Annotated in this window: 13 protein-coding genes; 3 read left to right on the top strand and 10 right to left on the bottom strand. The window is 40.8% G+C overall.

Features of this window, described 5'->3' with window-relative positions; genetic code table 11:
* Nucleotides 1-7 precede the first annotated feature (7 nt).
* From QZ995_RS03285 to QZ995_RS03265, 5 genes are all read right to left on the bottom strand, one after another.
* Nucleotides 8-6,727: an SDR family NAD(P)-dependent oxidoreductase gene (locus QZ995_RS03285; RefSeq protein ID WP_301802951.1), complete on the bottom strand. Its 6,720-nt coding sequence runs from the start codon at nucleotides 6,725-6,727 to the stop codon at nucleotides 8-10.
* A 39-nt stretch (nucleotides 6,728-6,766) separates the two neighbouring features.
* On the bottom strand, nucleotides 6,767-10,060 hold the full coding sequence (gene fabD, locus QZ995_RS03280; protein WP_301802948.1) for an ACP S-malonyltransferase: 3,294 nt from the start codon (nucleotides 10,058-10,060) through the stop codon (nucleotides 6,767-6,769).
* Nucleotides 10,061-10,133: 73 nt separating this feature from the next.
* Nucleotides 10,134-12,008 (bottom strand): asparagine synthase (glutamine-hydrolyzing), encoded by a 1,875-nt coding sequence (asnB, locus tag QZ995_RS03275; RefSeq protein WP_301802945.1) that lies wholly within the window; start codon nucleotides 12,006-12,008, stop codon nucleotides 10,134-10,136.
* Between the two features lie 15 nt (nucleotides 12,009-12,023).
* Nucleotides 12,024-12,299: an acyl carrier protein gene (locus QZ995_RS03270; protein WP_301802942.1), complete on the bottom strand. Its 276-nt coding sequence runs from the start codon at nucleotides 12,297-12,299 to the stop codon at nucleotides 12,024-12,026.
* A 21-nt stretch (nucleotides 12,300-12,320) separates the two neighbouring features.
* Entirely contained in the window at nucleotides 12,321-13,787 is a 1,467-nt protein-coding gene (locus tag QZ995_RS03265) for a class I adenylate-forming enzyme family protein (protein ID WP_301802940.1), read from the bottom strand.
* Between the two features lie 869 nt (nucleotides 13,788-14,656).
* Here QZ995_RS03265 and QZ995_RS03260 point away from each other — a divergent pair.
* On the top strand, nucleotides 14,657-14,905 hold the full coding sequence (locus tag QZ995_RS03260) for an aspartyl-phosphate phosphatase Spo0E family protein (protein WP_301802937.1): 249 nt from the start codon (nucleotides 14,657-14,659) through the stop codon (nucleotides 14,903-14,905).
* 257 nt (nucleotides 14,906-15,162) lie between these two features.
* On the opposite strand, the gene QZ995_RS03255 is transcribed toward QZ995_RS03260, so the two are convergent.
* A complete protein-coding gene (locus tag QZ995_RS03255) occupies nucleotides 15,163-16,587 on the bottom strand; it encodes a D-glucuronyl C5-epimerase family protein (RefSeq protein WP_301802934.1) in 1,425 nt (474 codons plus the stop codon).
* Between the two features lie 438 nt (nucleotides 16,588-17,025).
* Between QZ995_RS03255 and QZ995_RS03250 the strand changes: the two genes are divergently transcribed.
* The gene (locus tag QZ995_RS03250) at nucleotides 17,026-17,658 is read left to right on the top strand and encodes a nitroreductase family protein (protein ID WP_301802932.1); all 633 of its coding nucleotides are present in this window, start codon (nucleotides 17,026-17,028) and stop codon (nucleotides 17,656-17,658) included.
* Between the two features lie 225 nt (nucleotides 17,659-17,883).
* Here QZ995_RS03250 and tyrS read toward each other — a convergent pair whose 3' ends face one another.
* The 3 genes from tyrS to QZ995_RS03235 form a co-directional block, all read right to left on the bottom strand.
* Nucleotides 17,884-19,167, bottom strand: coding sequence for a tyrosine--tRNA ligase (tyrS, locus tag QZ995_RS03245; RefSeq protein ID WP_031414693.1), 1,284 nt, complete (start codon nucleotides 19,165-19,167; stop codon nucleotides 17,884-17,886).
* A 167-nt stretch (nucleotides 19,168-19,334) separates the two neighbouring features.
* The gene (locus QZ995_RS03240; RefSeq protein ID WP_301802929.1) at nucleotides 19,335-20,015 is read right to left on the bottom strand and encodes a response regulator; all 681 of its coding nucleotides are present in this window, start codon (nucleotides 20,013-20,015) and stop codon (nucleotides 19,335-19,337) included.
* 2 nt (nucleotides 20,016-20,017) lie between these two features.
* A complete protein-coding gene (locus tag QZ995_RS03235; RefSeq protein WP_301802925.1) occupies nucleotides 20,018-21,616 on the bottom strand; it encodes an ATP-binding protein in 1,599 nt (532 codons plus the stop codon).
* 80 nt (nucleotides 21,617-21,696) lie between these two features.
* Between QZ995_RS03235 and QZ995_RS03230 the strand changes: the two genes are divergently transcribed.
* Entirely contained in the window at nucleotides 21,697-22,749 is a 1,053-nt protein-coding gene (locus QZ995_RS03230) for a DctP family TRAP transporter solute-binding subunit (protein ID WP_301802922.1), read from the top strand.
* Nucleotides 22,750-22,762: 13 nt separating this feature from the next.
* Here the strand turns inward: QZ995_RS03230 and QZ995_RS03225 are convergent, their stop codons facing one another.
* On the bottom strand, nucleotides 22,763-23,998 hold the full coding sequence (locus tag QZ995_RS03225; protein ID WP_301802919.1) for a glutathionylspermidine synthase family protein: 1,236 nt from the start codon (nucleotides 23,996-23,998) through the stop codon (nucleotides 22,763-22,765).
* Nucleotides 23,999-24,063: the final 65 nt, after the last annotated feature.

Below are 24,063 nucleotides of genomic sequence, written 5' to 3'. Positions count from 1 at the left end.
AATTTTTCTATTGATGAATCGTTATACACTTTTTTCGATTAACATCTACCCACGTAGAAGACGTAGTCATTTTTGCAAACGCTAATTGATTCATCGGTCCGACCAAGAGGGCTTCTAATGCACTCATTGCTTCTGGAGGCTCAATTGAACCAACCCCTCTGCTTTTCATCCGTCTTTGATATTCCTCGGACGCTACCGTACCTACCGTTCCCCAATACCCCCAGTTCATCACCTTTACGGCACACGGCCATTCCAGGGCTAATTGGCTGGCAAAAGCATCCTTAAAGGTACAGCCTGCTACATAGTTGCTTTGTCCAGCGGCTTTTACAAACGAATTCATTGACGAGAAAAATAACACGAAATCAAGCGGCTCATCCTGAAATACCGCTGCTATATTCACACTCACATCCACTTTGACACGAAGTCCACCCCGGAATCTTTCCTCCTCCATATTCGCCAGACTTTTATCCAGCAACACGATGGCAGAATGGACGATTCCATGAATGGAGCCGTATTGCTGTTTGATTTCTTCGTAGGCGCGGTACAGCTCTTCCTGGTCTGTTGCATCTGCCACGAAATAGCTCGGTGCGGGGCCGATTGATGCTAGCCGGTCTATCTTTGCTTGAATATTGGCATCCTTTTCTCTTCTGCCAATCCAAATCACCTTGGCCTCGTACATCCGAATCACGTATTCACTCCATACCTCGCCAATTCCCCCGGCGCCTCCGATCACGACATACACGCCACCGGTTTTATACAGCGTTTCCTCCTGCTTGTTATAACGGACAGGAACCAGCTCCTGCTGATGCCATTGCTGTTCCCGGTAAACGTAAGGGTTCCCGTCTGCATCACTTGGCAGGGTAAACAGCTCCTGCATGGGCCAGATCGCTAGGAATTCTAGGTCGATCACTCGGATTTTCCAATGGCTATATTCCTTGGCCAGCGTCCCCATTAAGCCGTGAATACTGGCATGGGTTGGGTTTACCTCATCGTATTTATGAAGAGGCTGAGCTTTTTGGGTAATTACCGTCCAGCCTATTTCCCTGCTATCGTACCCTAGGGCTAGCAAGCTTTTGATGATTTTAAAGAGATAAATCACCCCTTTTTCCTGTCCCTCGATGATGCTGTCGTCTGTTAGGGATGGCAGCTGCTCCTCCGGTGCAATCCATAGCATATGGTCGATCGGGTTGAGCTCGCTTAATTTCTGGACCATTTCCTCAACTGAATCATCATGATGAATGGATAGCACACGCGCATGCGGGTATTGCTTTCCGATTTCGTTCCAGATGGTTTCAGTGCCTCCAACTATGACGAGGTTGTCATTGAGAGCAGGAAGCTTTTGTCCTTCTTCATGACGGATTGCTTCCCAAATCGGGGATATCATCACAGTTTCAAATGGCGAGGTCATTATAGTTTCTCTCGGTGTAGAATCAGTAGAGCCACCGGTTGCAATATTCCCCTCTAATACCCTTGACGAAAACCCAAACATTCGGACACAAACGTTTCCAGTGTCGTCACAAAGGTCGATATCATACTTCTGTGTCTCATTTCCACTGATATAATCTTCGCTATGCCGTACATGAGCCCACATTTTGGATGTGCACGGGCGAACGATTTCGAGCTTTTCCAAAGCAAAAGGTAATGATGGCTGTACGGACGCGTTGCAGCTATTCTTTAATCGCATCTGAAATACAAGGGATGCCTGTAAAGCAGCATCCATTAAACTAGGATGCAGGACAAATTGTTCTTGGGTAGGTTCTATGCAAGCAGGCAAGACTAGCTCGGCCAATACCTGATCCTCTCCTATATGCACACGCTGTATTCCCTGATGGCTTCTGCCGTAAGTAATCCCCACCTGCTGAAAAGCTTGGTAACATTCTCTAGCTGTCAGCACATGCTGCTTACATGCGGAGAGTATGCCGGAGATATCCAAGACTAATGCTTCCTTTTGTGCCCTGCATACTGCATAGCCTGAGCTAAACACATTAAACTTTCCACCTTTTGGTATTTCCTCGCTGTAAATCTCATAATTTATCTCACCTTGTACTCCTGAAAAAACGCGAATCTGCACTTGCTTCGCTTGTTTCTCTAGGAGGAGGGGCTTTTTCCAAATCACGTTATGAAGTTCAATCACCTGATCATGCTTTTTTTCCAGAGCTTGCTCCATAGCCTTGCGCGCCATTTCCAAATGAGCAACGCCAGGTAAAACCTTGCAGCCACCTACTACATGATCCTTTAGAAAAAATTCCTTGCCTGTAAACGTGGAACAAAAGCGAATCGTTGATAAATTAGATGTATTTTGCTGCAACAGCGGATGAAGCATATTTCGTGTATCCGCTGATATTTTTTCTGTCTGGCTAATGCCGTAACTAGAATCTATCTCTGATATCCAATAACGCTCTCTTGCAAACGGATATGTTGGTAGTGACATTTTTCGATGATCTTCCTCGGATTTGTACAGCGCCTTCCAATCAATGTCTAGCCCGGACACCCATAAATAAGCCAATTGATGCAAATCATTGTTACCAATAAAGTGATTAACCATCTCATGCTTCTCTTCATTTCCAATCGATAAACTGGAAATCGAATTATTCTTATTCACATTCCCCTGATAATTGTTTTTCAGTGTTCCTTTCCCATCAAGGTAATCGATTAATGATTTTTCTAATTCATCAATATCGCATATGACGGTAGCAAATCTCTCTTCCATTGCTTCTCTTGCAACATGAAGGGTATAGGCCATATCTTTGAGATGAACATCTGTGAGGTTTTGCTCTTTAATTTCGTGTAATAATTGCTTCACTTGCTCCTGTAAACGATTTTCATTCCTAGCCGACAGCACGATCATGACAGGATTGTTATTACTGGCAGCCCTTTTCGTATCTACCCTATGGATGGACTGATATTCCTCAATCACAATATGAGCATTTGAACCACCCGAGCCAAAACTGCTAATTCCCGCTCTGCGCAAGCCTCCTCTATAAGGCGGCCTCCACTCTTGATTACTCGTTACAATATAAAATGGGGAGTTCTCAATAGGAATGTGCGGGTTTAACTCCTGAAAATGCAACGATGCCGGTATCATACGATGGCGTAAACTGACTAAAACCTTAACTAAGCCTGCCAACCCGGCGGCAGCTTCCAGATGTCCGATATTTGTTTTAATCGAGCCTAACCCACAATAGGGTTCACTTCTGTTGTCATTTCGTTGTGAAAGTTCTAAAAACGCGTCCTTCAAGGCTGCAAATTCAATCGGATCACCTAATGGAGTGCCTGTCCCATGTGCTTCAATATAGCCTACAGACTCTGGGGCAATATTGGCTGATCGGAAGGCCTTCTTGATTAAAGCAGCTTGCTTTGCTGGATTGGGCACAGTTATTCCGTTTGCCTGTCCTCCATGATTAATAGCTGTTCCTTTTATGACACCGAGGACAGAGTCGCCATCGCGCTTTGCCTGTTTCACAGGCTTTAACAGTAGTACCACTCCACCTTCCCCGCGAACATAGCCATTTGCAGATTTATCGAACGTTTTACATTTTCCATCTGTGGACAGCATTCCAGCTTTATAATAAGCAATGCTGTTAGCAGGATGACACATCAGATGGACCCCGCCTACTAAAGCCTGCTCGCACTCTCCGGTTTGTAGAGATGTAACGGCTTGGTGAACGGCAACCAAAGAACTGGAGCAAGCTGTATCGATTTGAACACTAGGACCATGAAGATTATAAAAATAAGAGATTCGATTAGACAGAATCGCCATGGATGTAGCTATTCCATACTTAGCTTGAACCTCATCGCTGCAGCGATCTATAAGCTTGCTATAATCGGAGCCGCTTGCTCCTATAAATACACCTGTATTACTACCTGAGATTGCACTTGCAGAATAATTAGCCCCTTCTATACACTCCCAGCTTAATTCCATAAGTAAACGTTGCTGAGGGTCCAAAATCTCCGCCTCTGAAGGGGAAATTCTAAAAAACAGCGGATCAAATTCAGCAATATCATCCAAAAATCCACCTTGGTCAATTCCCTTATGCTCCGCAGCAGGATGAATCGTATCGGGCCAAGCCCATCTTTGTTCGGGCAACTGTCTAACAGCACAACGATTGTTGATTAATAATTTCCACAATTCATCGAGATTGCTCACCCCTCCAGGAAGACGACAAGCCGCGCCTATAATTGCAATGTCATCCTTTTCTTCATCAGAATGACCCCTTGAAACTGCCTCATTTTTTAAAACAGATTCTTCTGCTGCAGATGCCTGCGCTATTTCATTTGCATTTTCTATGAGATACGAAATGATTTTTCTAGCGGTATTGTATGTAAAAAAGAATGTTGTTTCGAGTTCGAGTAGAAACCTCGTACCTAGCTGATCGTTTAATTCCAGCAAATCTCCTGAATCCAAGCCAAGCTCCATAAGAGGACGATCTACATAAGCTAGAACATCCTTTCTCTCTTCATTCAAAAGAGAACCTATACAATCTAGCACGAAAGCTGTAATAGTCTCAGAACGATCCGTGCTCTCCGTTTGAAAAGAATGACTATTCTTCTCATGACATTCTTGATTTCGTTCTATAGCAGGAGGCTCATCATTTCCCCGATTTAACATGTCGTATTCAACAAGTACCCCATAGCCAAGATTGGCATCGTCTAATGGACGATAGTTGGGAATTAATTCCTTAATCCTTGCTCCATGCATTTCGTGAAATCGCAATGTTTTATCGACTAATTTATTATTTTTATTTCGAAGAGTGATATATTTGTCCTTAGCGATCTTAGAATATCGCTGATAATCCTTGCACCTTGTTATCCCAACGACACTCCTAACTCCGCTTATCAAACTGCAACGCTGAAGCATAAATTCTAAAAGCTGATCTCCCAGCTTGCGATCCTGCATCTCGGGCAGGATATTGATAGCTAGCAGTTGTATAATTGTCCCTTCAGGATGGTGAATCTGTTCAACAGTATTGCTTTGAAATGCCTTTATATCGTTGATATCTCTAATTTTTTGTGAATAAATAACACCGACTACTCGATTATCTACTTCAAGGACTAGCTGCCCTTGTGGATATTTCCTTATTCTGTGTAGAATCCTTTCAGCAGGAGCCGCTAGTTCCTCCCCCCAGCATTGCAGCTCAAGCTGCCTTAATTCTGAAATATCATCCTCATGTGCCATCCTAATCCGATATTCTCTCTGCTCAAACGAATGTAACGTAATGCGTGAAAAAGGCACGTCTTTTGGATATTTATGGAAATATTGTTTATGAGGAAACAATCCTACTTCAGCGGCAGTCAACATAAAAGTATCTGCTTCTACTAACAGTCTGTGCGAGAATCTATGAATCGCATCAAAATGTAAGCCTTCACCTTTATCTATATATGGACTAATCGTTTTCGGTTCCAAACTATGCGCTTCTAAAAGGATCACGCCATGCTTATTAACTAGATGTGACCAAAGTTGCAGGTGTTCGTGCAGTTTTTTCATTCCTAATGCAGAAGAACATTCACGTCCATATTGATCTACAAAAATTGACTTTGTGAAGCTTGCAGCCTGATAACCTGCTTCATCTGTTTCTGCTGATACGATGAAAGGTCGATCGTGATTAAAAAATGAGTGAACATGTAAAATATGTTCTGTGTCACTAATTCCTTCTTTTCGCAAGTCAGTCATCAGCTCATTTAGATTATCAAGCGTCCCTTTAAGCAAAACATGGTTGATATCCTTTAAAGTGATAGCGGTTTTTGCTAGAGATTCTTCCTTGTTGTCAATTCCAATCAACGTCAAGGGACATTCATCGAACCTCTTGCCTCTTCGCGACTTCATTTTGATCGTCTCGTATATTTTTTTTAGAAGCAATCCATTGCCACATCCCATATTAGCTATATATTTCGGCTGCTCCTCTATCGGTTCTCTATTAAAAATAGAAATGATTATCTGCTCTAAATCATGAAAATACTCCTCTTGCTGAGTGCCGCACTCTAGCATCTCTAGCATACGTTCCATATATGTCTCATACGCTTGGTTCATACTAGCAACAATAGCTTGGCAATCACCAAATAATAGTTGATCTATATTTTTTATTATGGAACGATAGGACTGAATGGATGCCGTATTCAAAATCGTGTCTAGCATACACTTGCCATTTTCCGTTAAAACCCCGTTCTTTCTTGTTTGATCCAGCCAATTCTTTTGCAGAAATAACTGCGTAATTTCTTGCTTAGCGATACCAGATAGGTTTTGAAGCAACAGTTCATTTTGCTGAGGAGAATCCCGGAAAATGAATCCTTGTTCATTCAACGAGCATAACAAAGGAATCAAAATGATCCCGTCTAAAAAATGTGAATACATCACGTTGTCGACATTCCATTGTTGACCGGACAGCTCAATCCATTTTTGCAATCGATATTTTCTCTGGGATTTTTTGAAGTATTCCTTCATCGGAAACTCGAAAAGCTCCATAACATCTTCCGGAATTGTTTCTACTACATCCCATCCGGCCAGTAAAGCATACGTATCCTTATTATCTCGATATAGGATTTGTAGAGATTCTAATAACTGAAGAGCACTGCGTAAGTGGCCACTATTAGCGTGCAGCTCATGTACAAGCTGACTAAACGGAGTAGGCTGGCTCTTTTGCAAAAGATCAAATAAACCTCGTTTTTTGCACGATAAAAGCACTGGAATTGCCAAATACCCATGAGAATAATGATGTAAGGTGGATAACATGAAATATACCTCGTTTCAGTAATGAATTTTCCAATCAGACTAGCACATCACAAGATTTTGAAATTTCCCATTCAAAACTTTAACAGTTTCTTCCATTATTTTTACACCGATCTCATCTACATGACGATTTTTCCAGCTCTCCAAACTTGTTCCCCTTACCCAGTCATTAAACGCTCCTAACGCTGGCCCACAATAAATCTGGTAATCTGCTTGTTGTTCCAAAATGCCATCTATTGCTACATGAAAAGAATGAGCCAGATACCACTTAAAAATCATAGCCATTTTATACTTCTGATTTTTTTCTGCTTTATCTATTTCAACTGGGGAGGCGTTCTGCTTGCATTCCTCATAAACCTCTTCAAAACTACGTTTCAGGTATTTAACCTGAATAAGTTTTTTATCTTTTTCATTCATCTCGTCAAGCGATTGATATCGAGAATATAATTCAAACAGCCTACTTGCTCTAGCAGGAAAAAACACTCCCTTTTTTACAACCTGAGCTTTAGCTCCTATTTCAAACCGCTCTTTTGCCGGTGCATAAGCGGTATCTTGAATGTGTACCTGCTGTAGCAAGTCTTTAACAGCCTCACTTGTTCCTGCTTCTACGGTACATTGATTAATAGAACCCGTTAAGATAAAATCCGCTCCTAGAATAAAAGCTGCCGCAGCAGCCTCAGGAGTACCAATTCCTCCTGCTGCGCCAATTCTAATTTTCTTAGAGTACTTATATTTTCTCATCATCTCATCACGTAGCTGTATCATAGCTGGCAATAAAACGTATGCTACTGCTCCATCGGTAGGTCCCCCTGAGTCAGCTGCGATACACAAGTCATCCGCCATAGGGATTTTACTGAGCAATTGAGCTTGTTCTCTGGTAATTTGATTTTCCCTAACCATTTTCTCGACTAAGTACTCTGGGGCAGGACGTAAAAATAGTTCAGCCACCTCTGCTCTTGATACCTTGCCTATGATTCGATTCGTGCTCATTACAGTTCCATCCGGGAGCCTTTTGACTCCATGCGCACGATATTTTAGTAATGCTGGAGTTATGCTCATGTAAGCAGATGCTTCTATGACGTTGATGCCATGCCGAATATACAACTCAACCAGTTGATCTTCCCTTTCTTGTTGATCTGGAGTGTGAAGTAGGTTCATTCCATACGCTTGTCCGCTAGTTAGCTCCTTTTGAATGTATTGAATCGATTCCTCGATTTGAGCCAGCTGTAAACCTCCAGTACCGAAAAAGCCCATCATCCCAGCCTTCCCCAGCTTCACCACCACATCTTTGGAAGAGATCCCCATATACATACCGCCAGCTACATAGGGGTATTTCAAGTGATAATCCTGCATAAATTGCTTGCATCCGATAGCTGTAATTCGTTTACCGTTTGGTTGTTGAATGAAGTGCTTTTCATCGCTATCGCTATTGGATTGCTGAAAAATAGCAGAATTTATAGGCTGATGCTTCGCTTCAATAGGTAAGTAGATGGGGGTTGCTTCTGCTGTTATTTTTCGCATCAGTCCTGTTAACACGTTTCCTGGTCCAATTTCTTTGATTTCAATTCCTTCAAATCCCATTAACACTTGCACTGTCTCACACCAGCGGACTGACTCAGTTATTTGTCTGACCAAATTTATTTTCATCTCGTTTTTTTGATAGAATCTTGCGTTGACGTTTGACAGTACAGGGATGGTACATTCAGAAAGCGCGAATGAATCCATATAATTCTTAAACTGCTCTCTTGCCTCCCTCATATATCTTGAATGAAATGCTCCACTTACTCGTAACGGAATATACGCGGTGCCTTCAATCGTTTCAAACACCAGCTTGGCCCGAGCAATATCTGATTGTAGTCCGGAAATGACCAACTGCCGAGGGGAATTAAAATTCGCAATATCAATGCTATCTAATTGATTTTGAAGCAAGATATGCTTCATCTGCTTCTCATCTATTCCTATAACTGCTGCCATGCCCCCTCCAACAGCTTGACTCATTACTTCCCCTCTTTTTTTCACCAGTTTTAATCCGGTTACAAAATCAAAAGCCCCTGCTGCAAACAACGCATTATATTCACCTAAACTGTGCCCTGCTAGGATATCTGGATTTCTCCCTGTTTCGTTAACAGTATTCAAATACATCAATGCGTTTACCGTATACAGCGCAGGCTGTGTGTACTCGGTCTGTTGCAATCTTCCGAATGGGTCTTCTAGGCACAATTCTTTAATGGAGTATCCTAAAATTGAATCAGCCTGACGCGTGATTTCAGGGTACTGATCAAATAAATCTCCTCCCATTCCTTTTTTTTGCGATCCTTGTCCAGGAAATACAAAAGCAAGCATACTTTTATTCTCCTTTTTTACTGTAATCCTACTTTTGCGAGCGTAATTCGTTAAGATGTAATCCAAATTTTGCAGCTCCGTTTTATATGGTGTGATAATGGGTAGCACCATTTGATTCTTTTTTAGATTGGACATCGATTTACACAAAGTAAACAGCGTTCCTGAAGGACCTGCATCTATATAAATTCGATCGTCATCGTCTTCTTGTAAGAAGGTGATCCCCTCTGTAAATTGAATGGGCTTTCGAATCACCTGCCAAAAATAATCCGTGTCCCATTCTCTGAGCAATCTGCCGGACACACTCGATATATAAGGGATTTTAGGATCAAGAAAAAGTTGCTTTTGTAAAAAAGCAACGTATTCATCTGATGCAGGATCAATGCTAGAAGAATGAAACCCATGCGTAACCGGTAATTTGCTATGCATGATTCCATTTTTCTTCGCATGCTGTTCTATCATCGCCATATGTTCTTTTCTACCTGATACAATAAAATGATTCTCGTTATGAATAGAAACCATTTCGCTATTCTCATATAACACCGAATCAGACAAAAAAAGGGACGGACGATCCAGAATAGCTAACATCGCCCCTTCATCACAATGTTTTTCTAGTAATTGGGCCTGCTTCACAACAGATTTGAGTGCTGTATCCACACTACATACACCTGCTGCTGCCGATGCTGCAAATTCCCCCATACTAACGCCAATAACAGCATCTGGGACAATTCCATTTTCTATCAAAACCATCGTAGTGGCATATTCCACCATAAAAATACAAATATGCGTATGTAGCGTACGAGTAAATGGCTCTGTCATTTTCCTATTGATTCCATACAACTCACTCTGTACCGATATGCCAATCAGCTCGCGCACTTTCGCATCTAATTCATTCATGTACGATCTAAAAATACTATTGTGCTCAAATAAGGCTTTTCCCATTTGATAATACTGTGAGCCTTGACCCGAATACATAAATACAACCGATGGATTCACCTGAAAACACCTCAAGGTAGAAAGGAATAAAGATTAGTCATACATACTCAATATTGTGCTGGTATCTCAATACTTACATTGAGCCATGCAGATTGCGGTTAGCGGATTGTAGCACAATTTTATATTCGCTTAGCCACATATTTACCTGAATAAAGTACTCCATTAGTTTGAGTAACAGTCCTTGACTAGAGTGCATTTTTCCCTGCAGCAGCGAGGAGTTCCCATCTACTACATGCATCACTTTCTTTTTATCCAATAAATCATGAAGAGGTGCATTCGGATCTGACATCATCTCTTGAAAGATAGACTGAACACCTGCGAAATAGACTGGGTCTTGGGTCGATGGATAAGCACTCTTTCTACGAAGTCGCACTTCTTCTGGTATAGAACCTAGGAAGGCTTGACGAAGTATCCCTTTCTCGATGTTACCCACGGTCTTTAGCTCAAATGGAATATTAAATGCATACTCCACTAAACGGTAATCGCAAAAAGGAACACGGACCTCAAAGCCCGCATACATACTTGCCCGATCTTTGCGCTCCAACAAACCGACCAAAAAGCGAGTGATGAATAAATACGACATTTTGCGTTGATGCATCTGTGTTATTGTTTCATTTTCAAGCAGGGGTACTTCCTTCGTCGCTTCAGCATATCTCATCGCTGCATAATGATTTGGTTGAATGCCCTCAATCACATCCTGCTGTAATAAAGAAGCAAATTTATCCCATGTGTTTAACAGCCATGGATACATACGAGAATCCAAATACTCTTCTTGGTGGAACCATGGATACCCGCTAAATATTTCGTCTGCCGACTCACCCGAAATAGCTACCGTAGCATCCTTCTTCATCTCTTTGCATAATAAGTGTAAGGATGTTTCCATATCGCCATAGCCGGGTAAATCACGCATACGCATGGGAATAAGTAAATTTTCGAGCAATTCTTCAGAGGTAAGCGTAATAAAATGATGCTTCGTTCCCACATACTCAGACAGCATTTTTGCATACGGTGCATCTAAACTAGGACGAGCTCTATCCGCTACAAAATCCTGATCACTTCCTGCAAAGTCAACAGAGTATGTAGATAGCTGCTGACCTTTCTCAAAAAATTGACGTCCCGCAATCGAAACTAAGCCGCTTGAATCCAATCCACCTGATAGCATGGATACAACCGGAACATCAGCAATTAATTGGCGCTTAACTGTATCTTCTAGCAAGTATCTGATATGTTCAGCAGTTTGTTCTGCCGTTTCAGTATGTAATTTACTTTGGAGCTGCCAATATCGGGCCTCTCTTATCCTTTCCTTTGTAAAGGTTATGGAATGAGCAGGCTTTACTTCGAAAATATTTGAAAAAATTCCATTGCCGGGCGTACGTATGCCTCCAAGAGCAATCAATTCAGCCAATCCTTGGAAATCAACTTCGCGTTTCACTTCCGGGTGAGCAAGAATTGCCTTTATTTCAGAACCAAATAAAATGGAGCTTCCTTGTTGATAATAAAATAGGGGCTTGACGCCTACATGATCTCGTGCTAAAAACAGACTTTGCTTCATCTGATCCCAAATAGCAAAGGCAAAAATACCATTCAAATGTTTGACACAATCTTCTGACCATTCCATGTAAGCATAAAGCAATACTTCCGTGTCAGAATTGGTTTTAAATCGATGTCCTCGTTCAATTAATTCACGGCGCAGTTCAAGATAATTATATATCTCCCCATTATAAGTCATAGCATATAAAGGTTCAGACTCGTGATAGATAAAGGGTTGAACCCCGCCCTCAGGATCAATTACTATTAAACGCCGATGCGCTAAAGCTGCGTGTTCCGTGATCCAACATCCTTCAGCATCCGGTCCCCGATGACGAATAGAATCAGACATCTTTTGTAAAATATGTTTTTGATGCATTAAGTTATGTTCCCAATCGATCCAGCCTGTTATCCCGCACATATCAAGGACTCCTCTTTATCTTTTTTTCGACTGAATATAAATCACTGCCGTATTAATTGTCCGTACTAACTCTGAACTAAGCTCATCATCTTCTATCTGAATATCAAATCGCTTTTCGAGCGTTACTAATAATTCCATAATAACAATGGAATCTAAATTATATTGTTTGATAATATCTAGATGGTTTGAAATACTAGCGGGATCAATCTCCTGACCATAATGTGATTTTATAATCTCCGCCAGATCGTTTTTAATGACTAGACCATAATCTGCTGAATTTATAGTTCCCACGTTGGTTCGCCCCTTTTTATGCTATCTCACTTCTTTTCGACGCACCTTGCCTGCCGCCGTTTTAGGCAAATCATCTCGAAATTCAATTCGTCTTGGCACTTTGAAATCTGATAGTTTTTCACGGCAATATTCCAGCAGCTCTGCTTCCGTAATGTGATTTTTAGCTACTACATAGGCTACCGCCATTTCCCCACGGATAGGGTCATGTTCGCCAACCGCTACTGAATCTGCTATTGCGGGATGCTGAATAAGTACCTCCTCAATTTCGTAAGGATTCACTTTTTTACCATTCACATTTATCGTAATATTTAGACGGCCAACCAAATGAAGCTCATTCTTCTTACTTAGATAGGCCAAATCCCCGGTTCTCCACCATCCATCCTCCACTACATAACCACTATCATCCAGCTCATCCTTACGTAAGTATCCCTTAGCAAGCGATTCGCTTTTGACGAGTAGTTCATAAACCGTCTTTCCATCAAATTCAAACGGGCTCGCATCATCAAGCATTATATGTACGCCATCAACAGGAACGCCTACGTTAGTAGCTTCACCGGTAGATTGTCGATTGCATTGAATGGAAACAACCCCTGCTTCAGACGACCCATATATGTTTTGGATAGATAGGTTCAACTTTTCCTTACAGGTCAAAAGCAGGTCACCCTGCAATGGAGAAGTTGCTGATAACGCAATCCTAACCTGATCTAGTGGCTTGTGAACATGTTCTACCAGCATTTTATAATGAGCAGGTAAAGCCATTAGTATATTACAAGCCTGCTTGTATATTTTCTTTTCCAAGCTAGATGGTAAAACATAGGCGCCAGTAAAAGATACAGATGCTCCACATAAGAAAGGAACAAAACACCCGCAAATTGTGCCATAAATATGATAGGTGGGCGCTGCACATAAGATACGATCTTCAGGGACAATTCCAAGAGCCTCACCTATTCGTTTTCCATCAAGCATAAAACTTTCCATTTTTTTAACCACTGCAGACGGCATCTTTGTTGATCCCGACGTTAGAAACACCAGATGGCTCTGATTTACCTCTGGCTTTAGGTACTCGTTCCAACACGCTGCATGCTCGCCTATGTTCCCAATTGAAAAAACATGCTTAAAACAGGAAAGCTCGTACCATTCATGGTATCCAAGTGAATCTACAGTCTTACTATTTATTTCCCGTAATACATAATCTGTTTTATACATTGTCATGATCTTCTGCATTTCCTCTTCTTTTAAATGAGGATCAACTAACATGACCGAAATTTTCAGATGACTAGCGGCTATGATCGCTGCCCAGATAACCTCACTTTTTTGAAGAACAATGGCTAGGGGCGTCTCTTTATTCAAACCAAATTTTTGAAACATTTGAATCAAATGATCCACTTCACTTACCACAGCCTGATTAGGTATCTCTTCTGTCTCTTTGATAATGGCTATTGCATGAGGGTTATGCTCGTTTTGTTGCTTCAAATGTTGATAAATCATGAAATCACCAGCTTTCACATCTAAATACCTATTCATCTAATGCAACTGAGCGCTAACAGCCCTCAGCCTCAATGTTTTCATTTCAGCCTTGTTCAATCCTGATTAATAAAATGTTAATTTTTACTTCATTTTCTAGTTGCAAACTAACGTTACCATAAAATGTCATGTTAGTAAATATAAATAAAATCATATTACAAAAGCTTAATATTCCACTATATGCAAGTGACGAATTTATCTGAATTCTGATGATTGTATCTCACTCCCCCATCGTATATGGCCCCTCACATAGAAGCGTCTCTTATGTGACTTCCCCACTAGTTAGCCACTGCTGAACCTCTCCTTTCATCCATCCATTCGTAGTAATTCGCAAAACTTTGACAGGATAACAGAGTATTACTCCGACATTCCACTTTATATGTTGAAAACGAAGTAGAAAAAAGCAGAATTACCAATCCGCTCGACATTTTCTTATTTTGAAGGTTTGGTCTTCTGATCACATTGTAAAAAGAAGGGTCTGTTTGTTTATTTACTTTTTTAGAATCATAATAAACATTAACGCAAAACACATTAGGAACTGGGAATTTCCATTAGCAATAAGCTTATATAACGGTGTAATCATCGAATGAAATAGAGTATTATCAGGTTTCAGACGATATCGTATCATGTTTTTATTTCTTAACCTTTTTATCTTTTATGAATGTTATAAATAATAATAATATTACTAGTGAGCATCTGTAGAATTATGTCTGAAAGAAACCAGACGATGGCTGTCGAAGGCTGTAAAACGTTTCTAATTACCGAATAAGCCCTTTTCCTTTGATACGCTAGATATAGTAAGGGTAAGAAAAAGTTGAGAGGAGAAATTTTCGATGGAACCAAAACAGCTAAAAATACGGACGGATGTCCCTGAGCCCTTTGAGGATGAAATCGAGCTACAAAAAGTAATCAATCAATTAAAAAATGAGTTGGTTCAATTGGTATCAGAAAAGGGTAGCTTTTTAGATCACTCGGTTATTCACCTGAGTCAAACGTTGGATACCTACATCTTGCAGATGCAAAAAAGAAAAATTCATTCAACCCCATTTTTCTCACCCAGCCTCCTTTGGCAATACGCCTAACAGACAAAACTCAATTCGTCAGAAACTCAATCTCGCTTGCCCATGACAAATGGAGGAAAAACATGAACAAACAGACAAAATACTGACGAAGTGCTCCCCATTTGGCGTTATCTCCAAATAAGCATTTCGTCTTTTATTTGTTGGATCAAAAAATGCAAAAAAAAAGCAAGAGCCTACGCCCTTGCCTCGCACCTTTTTTAGTTTTGCTTCTCGTTCTCACAGCACGCTTGATTGCTAATCTACTTGCAGATGTTTCCCTATTTTCTATAACCTGTTACCTTATTTGCATCCATCCATTGCTTTTTCATTTGCATCAAATATGCTAAGTCGGGATCTTCCCAGCCTTGTATAAGCATAAGAACACTTTGAACGACATGCAGATCATTGTACGTTAGGAATGGATAATCTTTTAGTCCCATCGTACCATCAGGCATATATGCATAATGTAAGTTAGAATCTGGCATCACCCAAGCATCCCGCGTTAATTTAATTCCCCACAGCATTTTATCGGCAAGCTCTTTGAATCGTTCTTCTTTTGTTTGCATATATAGCTCATACAGATAATTCATCTCCTGTAATTGATGGTTCAAGGAGCTATGAGTTAATTTATGTGGCTTTTCATGGGAATAATCACTTACCAATATCCCTGTTTGACCATTTCTTTCAATTAGAAAATGATTTTGCTGGCTATGCTGTATGAAAAACTCAGCATATCGCATGCTTGCTTGTAAAAATCGCTCATCATGATAAGATTGATACGCTTTCAATAACAAATAGGCAATATCCGTATTAAATCGTGTATCATAAAATCCAGCATCTACTTGGTAATCATTCCATAACCATGTTGATTTAGGAGCTGATGGCCAAAATCCTCGTGCATTTTGATTTGGCAAAATGGTATGAAGCATCATCCAGCCAAGATCATGCGCTGCCCTACTTCCTCGGGTAATCACAAAAGAAGTAGCAAAATAGTTATCGGGATTGCGCCAGAAATAATTAGGACCTGTTGGAACATATGTAGTAGGTGTCCGATCGTAAAAACCATCCCAGCTCCAGCGTAACCGATCTTCAAAATCAATACTCTTCCAGATGACCTCCATATTTAGCGCATCCCAGTCAATTAATGGCTGAAACGATTCTAATGCCCACACTTCTCCAAACATATGAGATTCCACAGGCATTTCAATACTTACGTTAAATCCACCATATGTCTTTTTCGCAATTATTTTAATTTGATTAATATTTTTAGGTACAATCTCAATTGAATTATGTGTCCGTGGTATATAAATATGTGGTTTACTTAAAATGATCGAATACTGATCTGTCTTGATATACCCGGTATGTACAGGTAAGTTTCCCTGTAAAGACGCTTTCGTCCATTTTGTTATGGCCCCATTGCTTGTGAGGTAACGGAATTCCCCTCGCGTTCCGGGAATAAACAGGGAAATTTTTTGCTTGCTTTGCTTTACGCCTGGTCTAGATTGTATTCGTTCGATCCAATAACGATCTTGATTGGAGAACATTATTTGTTTTTTCTGTAAATTATATCGAGTTGTACGCTGTTCCGAGTAGGTTTCTTGTAAGCCTTGGTTTGTGTCCACTCCTTTTACATTAGGGTAAGGAGTAAGACATGTAAGTAGTAGCATACCCGAAAGCGCCTGTATCCATTTTTTCTTTGTCAACAAACGTTCACCTCAATCTCCCCTTTAATTAGAACCATGTTTTTTATCTTTTGAGTAAAATTAAGCGTTATCCATCCTACTGAATTAAGCAACCCCTCTTTTTAGTTATTTTAGTTATATGTTCTGTTCTCCTAATTACTAGACGCTACAAATCAGACTTTGTTATTCTACTTTTCAAAAATACAACTTTTTTCTTACTGATTTTTTATCTATCTATATGATAAACAGGACTTTATACCTATGTTATCGTAAAAACAGAATGTCTCTCACTGACTCAGTTATAATCGCACCATTTACTTTATACACATTTTGGTTAGAATATAACCAGTAGCTTCAATAACCATTAATAAATCATGCCCAGCACACTATATTATTGTAAGTAACTTCGATTTATGTTACAGTTATCCTACTTCATTTAATGATTGGAGAGATTTCCCTATGAATACTGCTACATTCGAAACACTTGTTGAGGTAATGAAAGCACGTCATAGTGTGCGCAAATACGAGACTGGAGTAGAAATTCCTCGTGCCGAGCTTGATGAAATTCTAGAACTAGCTGCATCTGCTCCTTCCTCTTGGAACCTGCAGCATTGGCGTTTCCTAGTAGTTACAAATCAGGAGAAAAAGGAGAAGCTTCTCCCACTTGCTTACAATCAGCAGCAAGTCGTAGATGCATCTGCGGTAATTATCGTTCTAGGTGATGTTAAAGCAAATCTAGCTGTACGCGATATCTACGGAAAAGCTTTAAAAGATGGACTAATTAACCAGCAAGTGTTTGATATCATGGTAAACCAAGTAGAAGGTGCTTATGCAAACAACTCTGAAATTGGCATGAAGGAAGCTATTTTGAATGCCTCTCTTGCTTCCATGCAACTAATGCTTGCAGCAAAAGCAAAAGGCTATGATACATGCCCAATGGGTGGAATCGATCGTGATGGTATTGTAAAGGAATGCAATATTCCAGATCGTTATTACCCGGTCATGATGCTAACATTGGGAAAAGCAAGTACCCCTGCACATGCTACTGGCCGTTTGCCTCTTAGTGAAATCGTCATCAATGAGAGCTTTTAAGCTATAGAAATCAAACAAAGGCTTGGTGAGAGAAATTGCTCTACCAAGCTTTTTTATTGTGTAAAAACTAGCACAAGCCCTTCCTCATCTTACTAGGTAAAGCTATTTGACATAGAGAGGCTGATCTAAAGCCAAAAAATTCTTCCTTTATGTAAGAAAAGAGCTGTCGTCATTATCAGCAACAGCCCTTTTTTATTCCCAGTAAGGATATTTTAAAAACAGTTCTTATCCTTTGTACTCAACTAGATAGTAGTTTTTCTTGCCGCGGCGAATCACCAGGTACTGACCGCCTAAAAGCTCAATATCGGCCAGCTTGGTTTCTAAATCAGTGAAACGAACATCATTTACCGTGATAGCATTGTTGTTCAGATATTCGCGGGATTCACGTTTTGATTTAGCTGCCCCTACTTGAACTAGCACATCTACCATTGTTAGCTCTCCATCCTCTAGAGTAGTAGATGGCACATCGCTGAAGCTATCAGCAATTTCAGATGGTGTTAGCTCTTTTAGTCCCCCATTAAACAGAGCAACAGAGATCTCTTCCGCACGTTTCATTGCTGCTTCCCCATGAACCAGACTAGTTACTTCGCGAGCCAGGGTACGTTGCGCTTCACGTTTTTCCGGTTCAGTTGCTACTGCATTTTCCAACGCATTCAACTCTTCCATGCTTAAAAACGTAAAGTATTTTAAAAACTTCACAACATCACGATCATCGGTGTTTAACCAGAACTGGTAGAATTTATATGGAGAGGTTTTGCTAGCATCTAACCATACTGCTCCACCTGCTGTTTTACCAAATTTTGTGCCATCACTCTTCAGAACCAATGGTAGCGTCAAGCCAAATACTTTTTTAGCTTCCGTCTGATTTTCATTATCTTGGTTCGCACGTCGAATGAATTCTGTACCAGCAGTGATATTTCCCCACTGGTCACTACCACCCATTTGCAATTCACAGTTATGGGTTTGGTTTAACTTCCAGAAATCGTACGCCTGCATAATCATATAGCTAAACTCAGTGAAAGAGATTCCGTTTTCCAAACGAGCACTTACAGAATCCTTAGCGAGCATATAGTTAATCGAAAAATGTTTTCCAATATCACGAAGGAATTCAATTAGGGTTAGCTGCCCTAGCCAATCATAGTTATTAGCCATGATCGCTGGATTACCCTCACGATCAAAATCTAAAAAACGCTCTAATTGTTTTTTTAGCTTGTCGGAATAGCCTTTTACAACCTCTGCTGTGTTTAATGAACGCTCTGTAGAACGACCGCTTGGGTCGCCAATCATGCCTGTCCCCCCACCTACTAGGGCGATTGGCTGATGACCTGCTTGCTGAAAGCGGCGTAAGGTTAAAATGGGAAGAAGGTGCCCAATATGTAAGCTATCGGCAGTTGGGTCAAAGCCCGTATACAGTGTGAGCTTACCTTGTTGAAGACGCTTTGTTAGCTCTTCTTTATCTGTTGTTTGGTAGATCAGCCCTCTGCTTTCTAGCTCTTGAATTATATCCATTGCTACCTAATTCTCCTTTGCAATAATTTGTGTAATTTGTATATCATAGCATAAGTTCGCACATATTTTTATATTGTACCAAAAAAAATATTTACAAGCGATAAAGACACAAATAAATATTTTCATTATAGCTCATGCAAGATGCAATCTTTTACCACTCGCACCTCTTATTTCTTGATTAAATAGCGATTAACAGGCCTGCCAACTCCACCGTATTGAACATCACGATCTACCATCTGTATACGTTCCAAGTATTCGAGATAACGCCTAGCTGTAACACGGGCAAGCCCCACATGCTCAGCTACCTCCTCAGCCGACATGGACTGCTTTTGCTCAACCATGAATTGTTTAATTTGTTGCATGGTGATCGTATTTAAGCCTTTTGGCAATTCCTGTTCCTGATGCTCTTGTTTAGCGGTTTGCCCAAATAAGAGAGAATCTAGTTCGGATTGTGACATTGTGGATTGTTCGCCTGTCTGCTTTAAATATTTACTGAAATTATCAAGCGCTTGCTTTATTCGTTCAAATTTAAACGGTTTCATAATATAGTCAAATGCGCCGTGACGCATCATAGTTTGGATAGTCTCCATGTCTTTAGCAGCAGTGATTACGATTATCTCTACTGGATTATCGCCACTGCGCAATTGTTTTAATGTCTCAATACCATTTTGGGAGGGCATGAAAATATCCATGATGGCCAAATCCGGCTGTAGCTCTTGGATCATAGAAAGTCCTTCCAAGCCATTGGAAGCCACTCCTATTACCGTAAATCCTTCCACCTGTTGGATAAACAAGCGATGCAATTCCTGGACCATCGGATCGTCCTCGATAATAACGACACGAAACATTCTCATTTCTCTCCTTTCATGGGAAGCTGAATGAAAAAGGTAGTTCCATATCCCGGTTCAGAGTCAACCGTAATTTCCCCACGCCCTTTTGTAACTAGCGTTTTTACCAAATATAGTCCTAACCCCTGATTATGCTCATATTTGGTTGTAAAACCTCGTTCAAACACGCGTGCTTTAGTAGCGGCATCCATTCCAGATCCATTGTCTTCTACCATTAATGATAAGCTTTCCTCGTCTTGGTGTATGCTGATAAATAAATGCTTGTCTTCCCTCTTCGACATGGTTAAAGCGTCAAAAGCATTCTCAACTAGATTACCAATGATCAGCACAAAGTCATGGTGATCCATCCTGTTTGGAAATGCATAGAATCTACTTTTTCGGTCGATTTCCACCTGTATGCCCAGCTCTTTGCCTCGCCCCACTTTACTGAGCAATAAACCTGAAAGATTATCGTCATAAATATTTTCAGTCAGGAAGCTGCTTAGCTCCTCATGCTTTTCCGAAACATCAAAAACGTATTGCAAGGCTTTCTCTGCTTGATTTAATTGGAGCAGACCTGCAATGGTATGCATTTTATTGCGATGCTCATGATTTTGTACCCGCAGTGCTTCTACAAACGCTTTCACTCCCGTTAATTCTTCAGCAATTTTGGCAAACTCTGTTCGATCCTGAAAGATTGCAAGTGCCCCTACCGTTTTATTATTCACCTTAATCGGAACACGATTGGACCAAATTACCGCATGCTGCATTTGCAGTTCCTGATTATAGATAGGTTGATCTAAACGTAGAATTTCCGGCAGTCTGGAATCGGGGATTACATCATTAATTTTTTTACCGATCACATCCCCCGTAACACGAAAGATTCGCTTGGCGTGCTCATTAAAAATTGTAATCGTTAAAGCATTATCAATCGCAATAACACCTTCATGCATAGCTTGAAAAGTTGCAGTGCGTTCAATTAGTAACCGGGCAATTTCCTGGGGCTCTAGATTTAACAGTTGCTTTTTCATATGCCGGGCTAACTGCCATGAGCCGATTACGCCAAACAAGAGAGATAGAAACAACGTGATGGAGATACTCTCTTTTTGATTCGTCAGCATTTCATATAAAGTTGGCAGCATATGTCCTGTCATGACAACTCCAATCTGACGATGTTCTGCATTCATAACAGGAACGTAAGCCCGTAAAGCCACCCCAAGTTCCCCTTTTACCTTCTGCACAAAGGTGTGTTCCGCAAAGGCAGGTCCGGCTTCTTTCCCGGTAAAAGCTGTGCCAATTCGCTCCTCCATAACATCCGATAAACGAATTCGGTTCATCGATAATACAACAATATAGCTCACATCATTTACAATTTGGATGCGTTTCGTCGTTGATTGAATCGACTTCCAGCCATCTGGTTTTACTATATTTTCTGCTATCGCAGGTATTTCAGCAACGGTACGCGCAGTAACCAGCAACCGCTGACCTAACTGTGACTCTATCTCCATTGACATTTTTCCGATAATAATAATTCCCCCAATTAAGAGAGAAAATAGTACAATACCAAAGGAGAGAATCGTAATTTTCCAATGAAGTTGTAGGTTTTTGAGCAGAACCTTCACAATCCTTCCGCTATGATCTTTATTTTTTCTATTTTGAAATAGATTGGCGGATTCTTCAACCAGGAAAGCAGGTGAATGTTTTGAAATCAGTTGTCGGTATTTTTTCCTTTATCCTGATCGGGCTTTTAACGGCTTTGTTTATTGGCTTTCGTACAGAATTAATCCCTGGAAATAAACCTCTTGACGAGGAACAAAGCGGACTAAAACATCGAGTTATCATAAAATTTAGTCATGTAGTAGCAGAAAATACTCCGAAAGGCTTAGCCGCTGAGAAATTTGCTCAATTAGTCAAAGAGAAATCAAACGATCTGGTTGAGGTACAAGTATTCCCAAATGGCATTCTCTATTCGGACAAGGATGAATTTGAAGCTTTAGCCAAGGGTGAGATTCAGATGATCGCCCCGGCCTTTTCTAATCTGTCTAATGTGATACCGCAATGGCTTGCGCTAGATTTGCCGTTTGCTTACCCCGATCAGAATTCCATTCATCAAGTCTTTGATGGTGAGATTGGCCGTCTTCTTTTTCAAACCCTGGAACAAAAAAACATGCATGGCTTGGCCTTTTGGAGTAATGGCTTTAAACAGGTAAGCAGCAATCAGCATCCCTTGCTTCGCCCTGCTGATTTTACTGGGCATACCTTTCGCATTTTGCCCAGTAAAGTCCTTGAAGGCCAATTTAAGCTGTTAGGGGCTAATACCGCAGCAATGCCCTTCACGGAGGTCTATCGCAATATTGAATCGGGTTACGTCAATGGACAAGAGAATACGATTTCGAACATTTTCACGAAGCATTTGTATCAGGTACAGCCTTATATCACCATCAGTAACCATGGTTATTTGGGTTATGCGGTCATTGTAAATAAAGACTTTTGGGAAGAGCTTGATCCACATACCCGAGATCTGTTAACAGAAGCTTTAGCAGAAACAACAGCGTGGAACCGGCAACGAGCAATTGAGATGAACAGACAGCAATTAGCTTTATTGCGCCGAAAAAAGGACGTTCATATTCAAACGCTGACACCTGCACAAAAAGAAGCTTGGTTTGCTACACTCCAGCCCATATACAAGCAGTTTGAACCATTCATCGGTAAGGAGCTCATGCAAAAAATAGCTGACTTGAAGGTACAAAAATAAGAGCTTATCTCTATCACTTATAGCCGCAAGGGAGAAAATACGCCATATTATCTGTGATAGGCCCGCCTAACCGATATCCAAAGGCAGAGGCCTGACCATTGATAAGAAAGCTTCCAACCATGATGTGTCCCTTGACGATTTTTTCAACGGTCTGGACATAAGTAGTTGGAAGCGGTACATGTTTCTGATAAACAGACAAAAAGTCGGCATACGATTTGTTACTATCTTCATGAAGAATGGCATCATCCTTAATAATCTGCACGGTATCCCCCTCTCTTCCAAAGGCAGGCTTTTGTACATAAGCTACCCCCTGTTCTCGGAAAAGATCGGGCTCTAAATAAGTGGGTAAAAAATGCTCAGCAATCCAGGCGTGCTCCTCAGTTGAATAAAACGGGTGCTGCTCCTCGTGCAGTCCCCAAATAACAGCCTGGATCGCTTTACTTTGCAACAAAAAGGCTGAGATTGGATTAAGTATAGCCAGCTTACGAAGAGCTACTAATTCAAGCAGCATCTCACCCACGGGTTCTTTGGTAATCGGATCATAGTCAGCTAGCATTTGCTCAATGGGGTATGTTTGACGGTATAAAAGATCAATGCGTTGGCCGTCAGCATCATATAGCCCCTTTCCCTCGACGATTTGCAGTTCATGAAGAGGTACATAGAGGCTAGGTAACGCTGCCAATTCACGTAAATACTCTGCTGTATACCGATCTTCCGGGTTATCAGCATGCGAGGTAAATACGATATGCGGCGTATCTACATGGCTTGGCACCATGCCCTCAAGGCTCATTAAAATCGCAGCTTGAACAGCCCGCTTGAGCCTTTTTTCCTCCCCTTCATTGGGGTTTTTATAACCAAATTCCTTACAAATCCGATCATTTACAAAAAATAATTCCTTCAAAAATGTGGGCGTGTCACTATTGATTTCGAGGACAACATATCGTTTCTCGACCTGCACAAGGTCTAGCCTTGCAATAACACTCTCTACATTGATGCGGTGAATACGCAAAAAACGCAAGGAGCTGGCAGGAAAACCTAACGAAAGCAGTAGATCATCATCTAACTGACGCATTAACTCTGCTGTTTTAAAGAATAAATGCCCTACCCGATTAGTCGTTTTTCGAATAATAGAGGCTTCTTGCTCTGTCACCAAATACATGTCGTATAAGCTATACTCCTGACCATATAAATCTGCCCAATAATGTGGGATCTGCTGATAAAATTGCTTTCTTTTCTCTTTATGATTCATGAAGGAGAGTCGCATCCTTTTCTATCGTAAGATCGTATGTCATAATCAATCTATCAGATGAAAGG

This window comes from Brevibacillus laterosporus (assembly GCF_030489605.1).
Lineage (GTDB): Bacteria > Bacillota > Bacilli > Brevibacillales > Brevibacillaceae > Brevibacillus_B > Brevibacillus_B laterosporus_E.
Note: the sequence above shows the minus strand (reverse complement) of the source record. Positions and strands in the feature narration are given on the sequence as shown.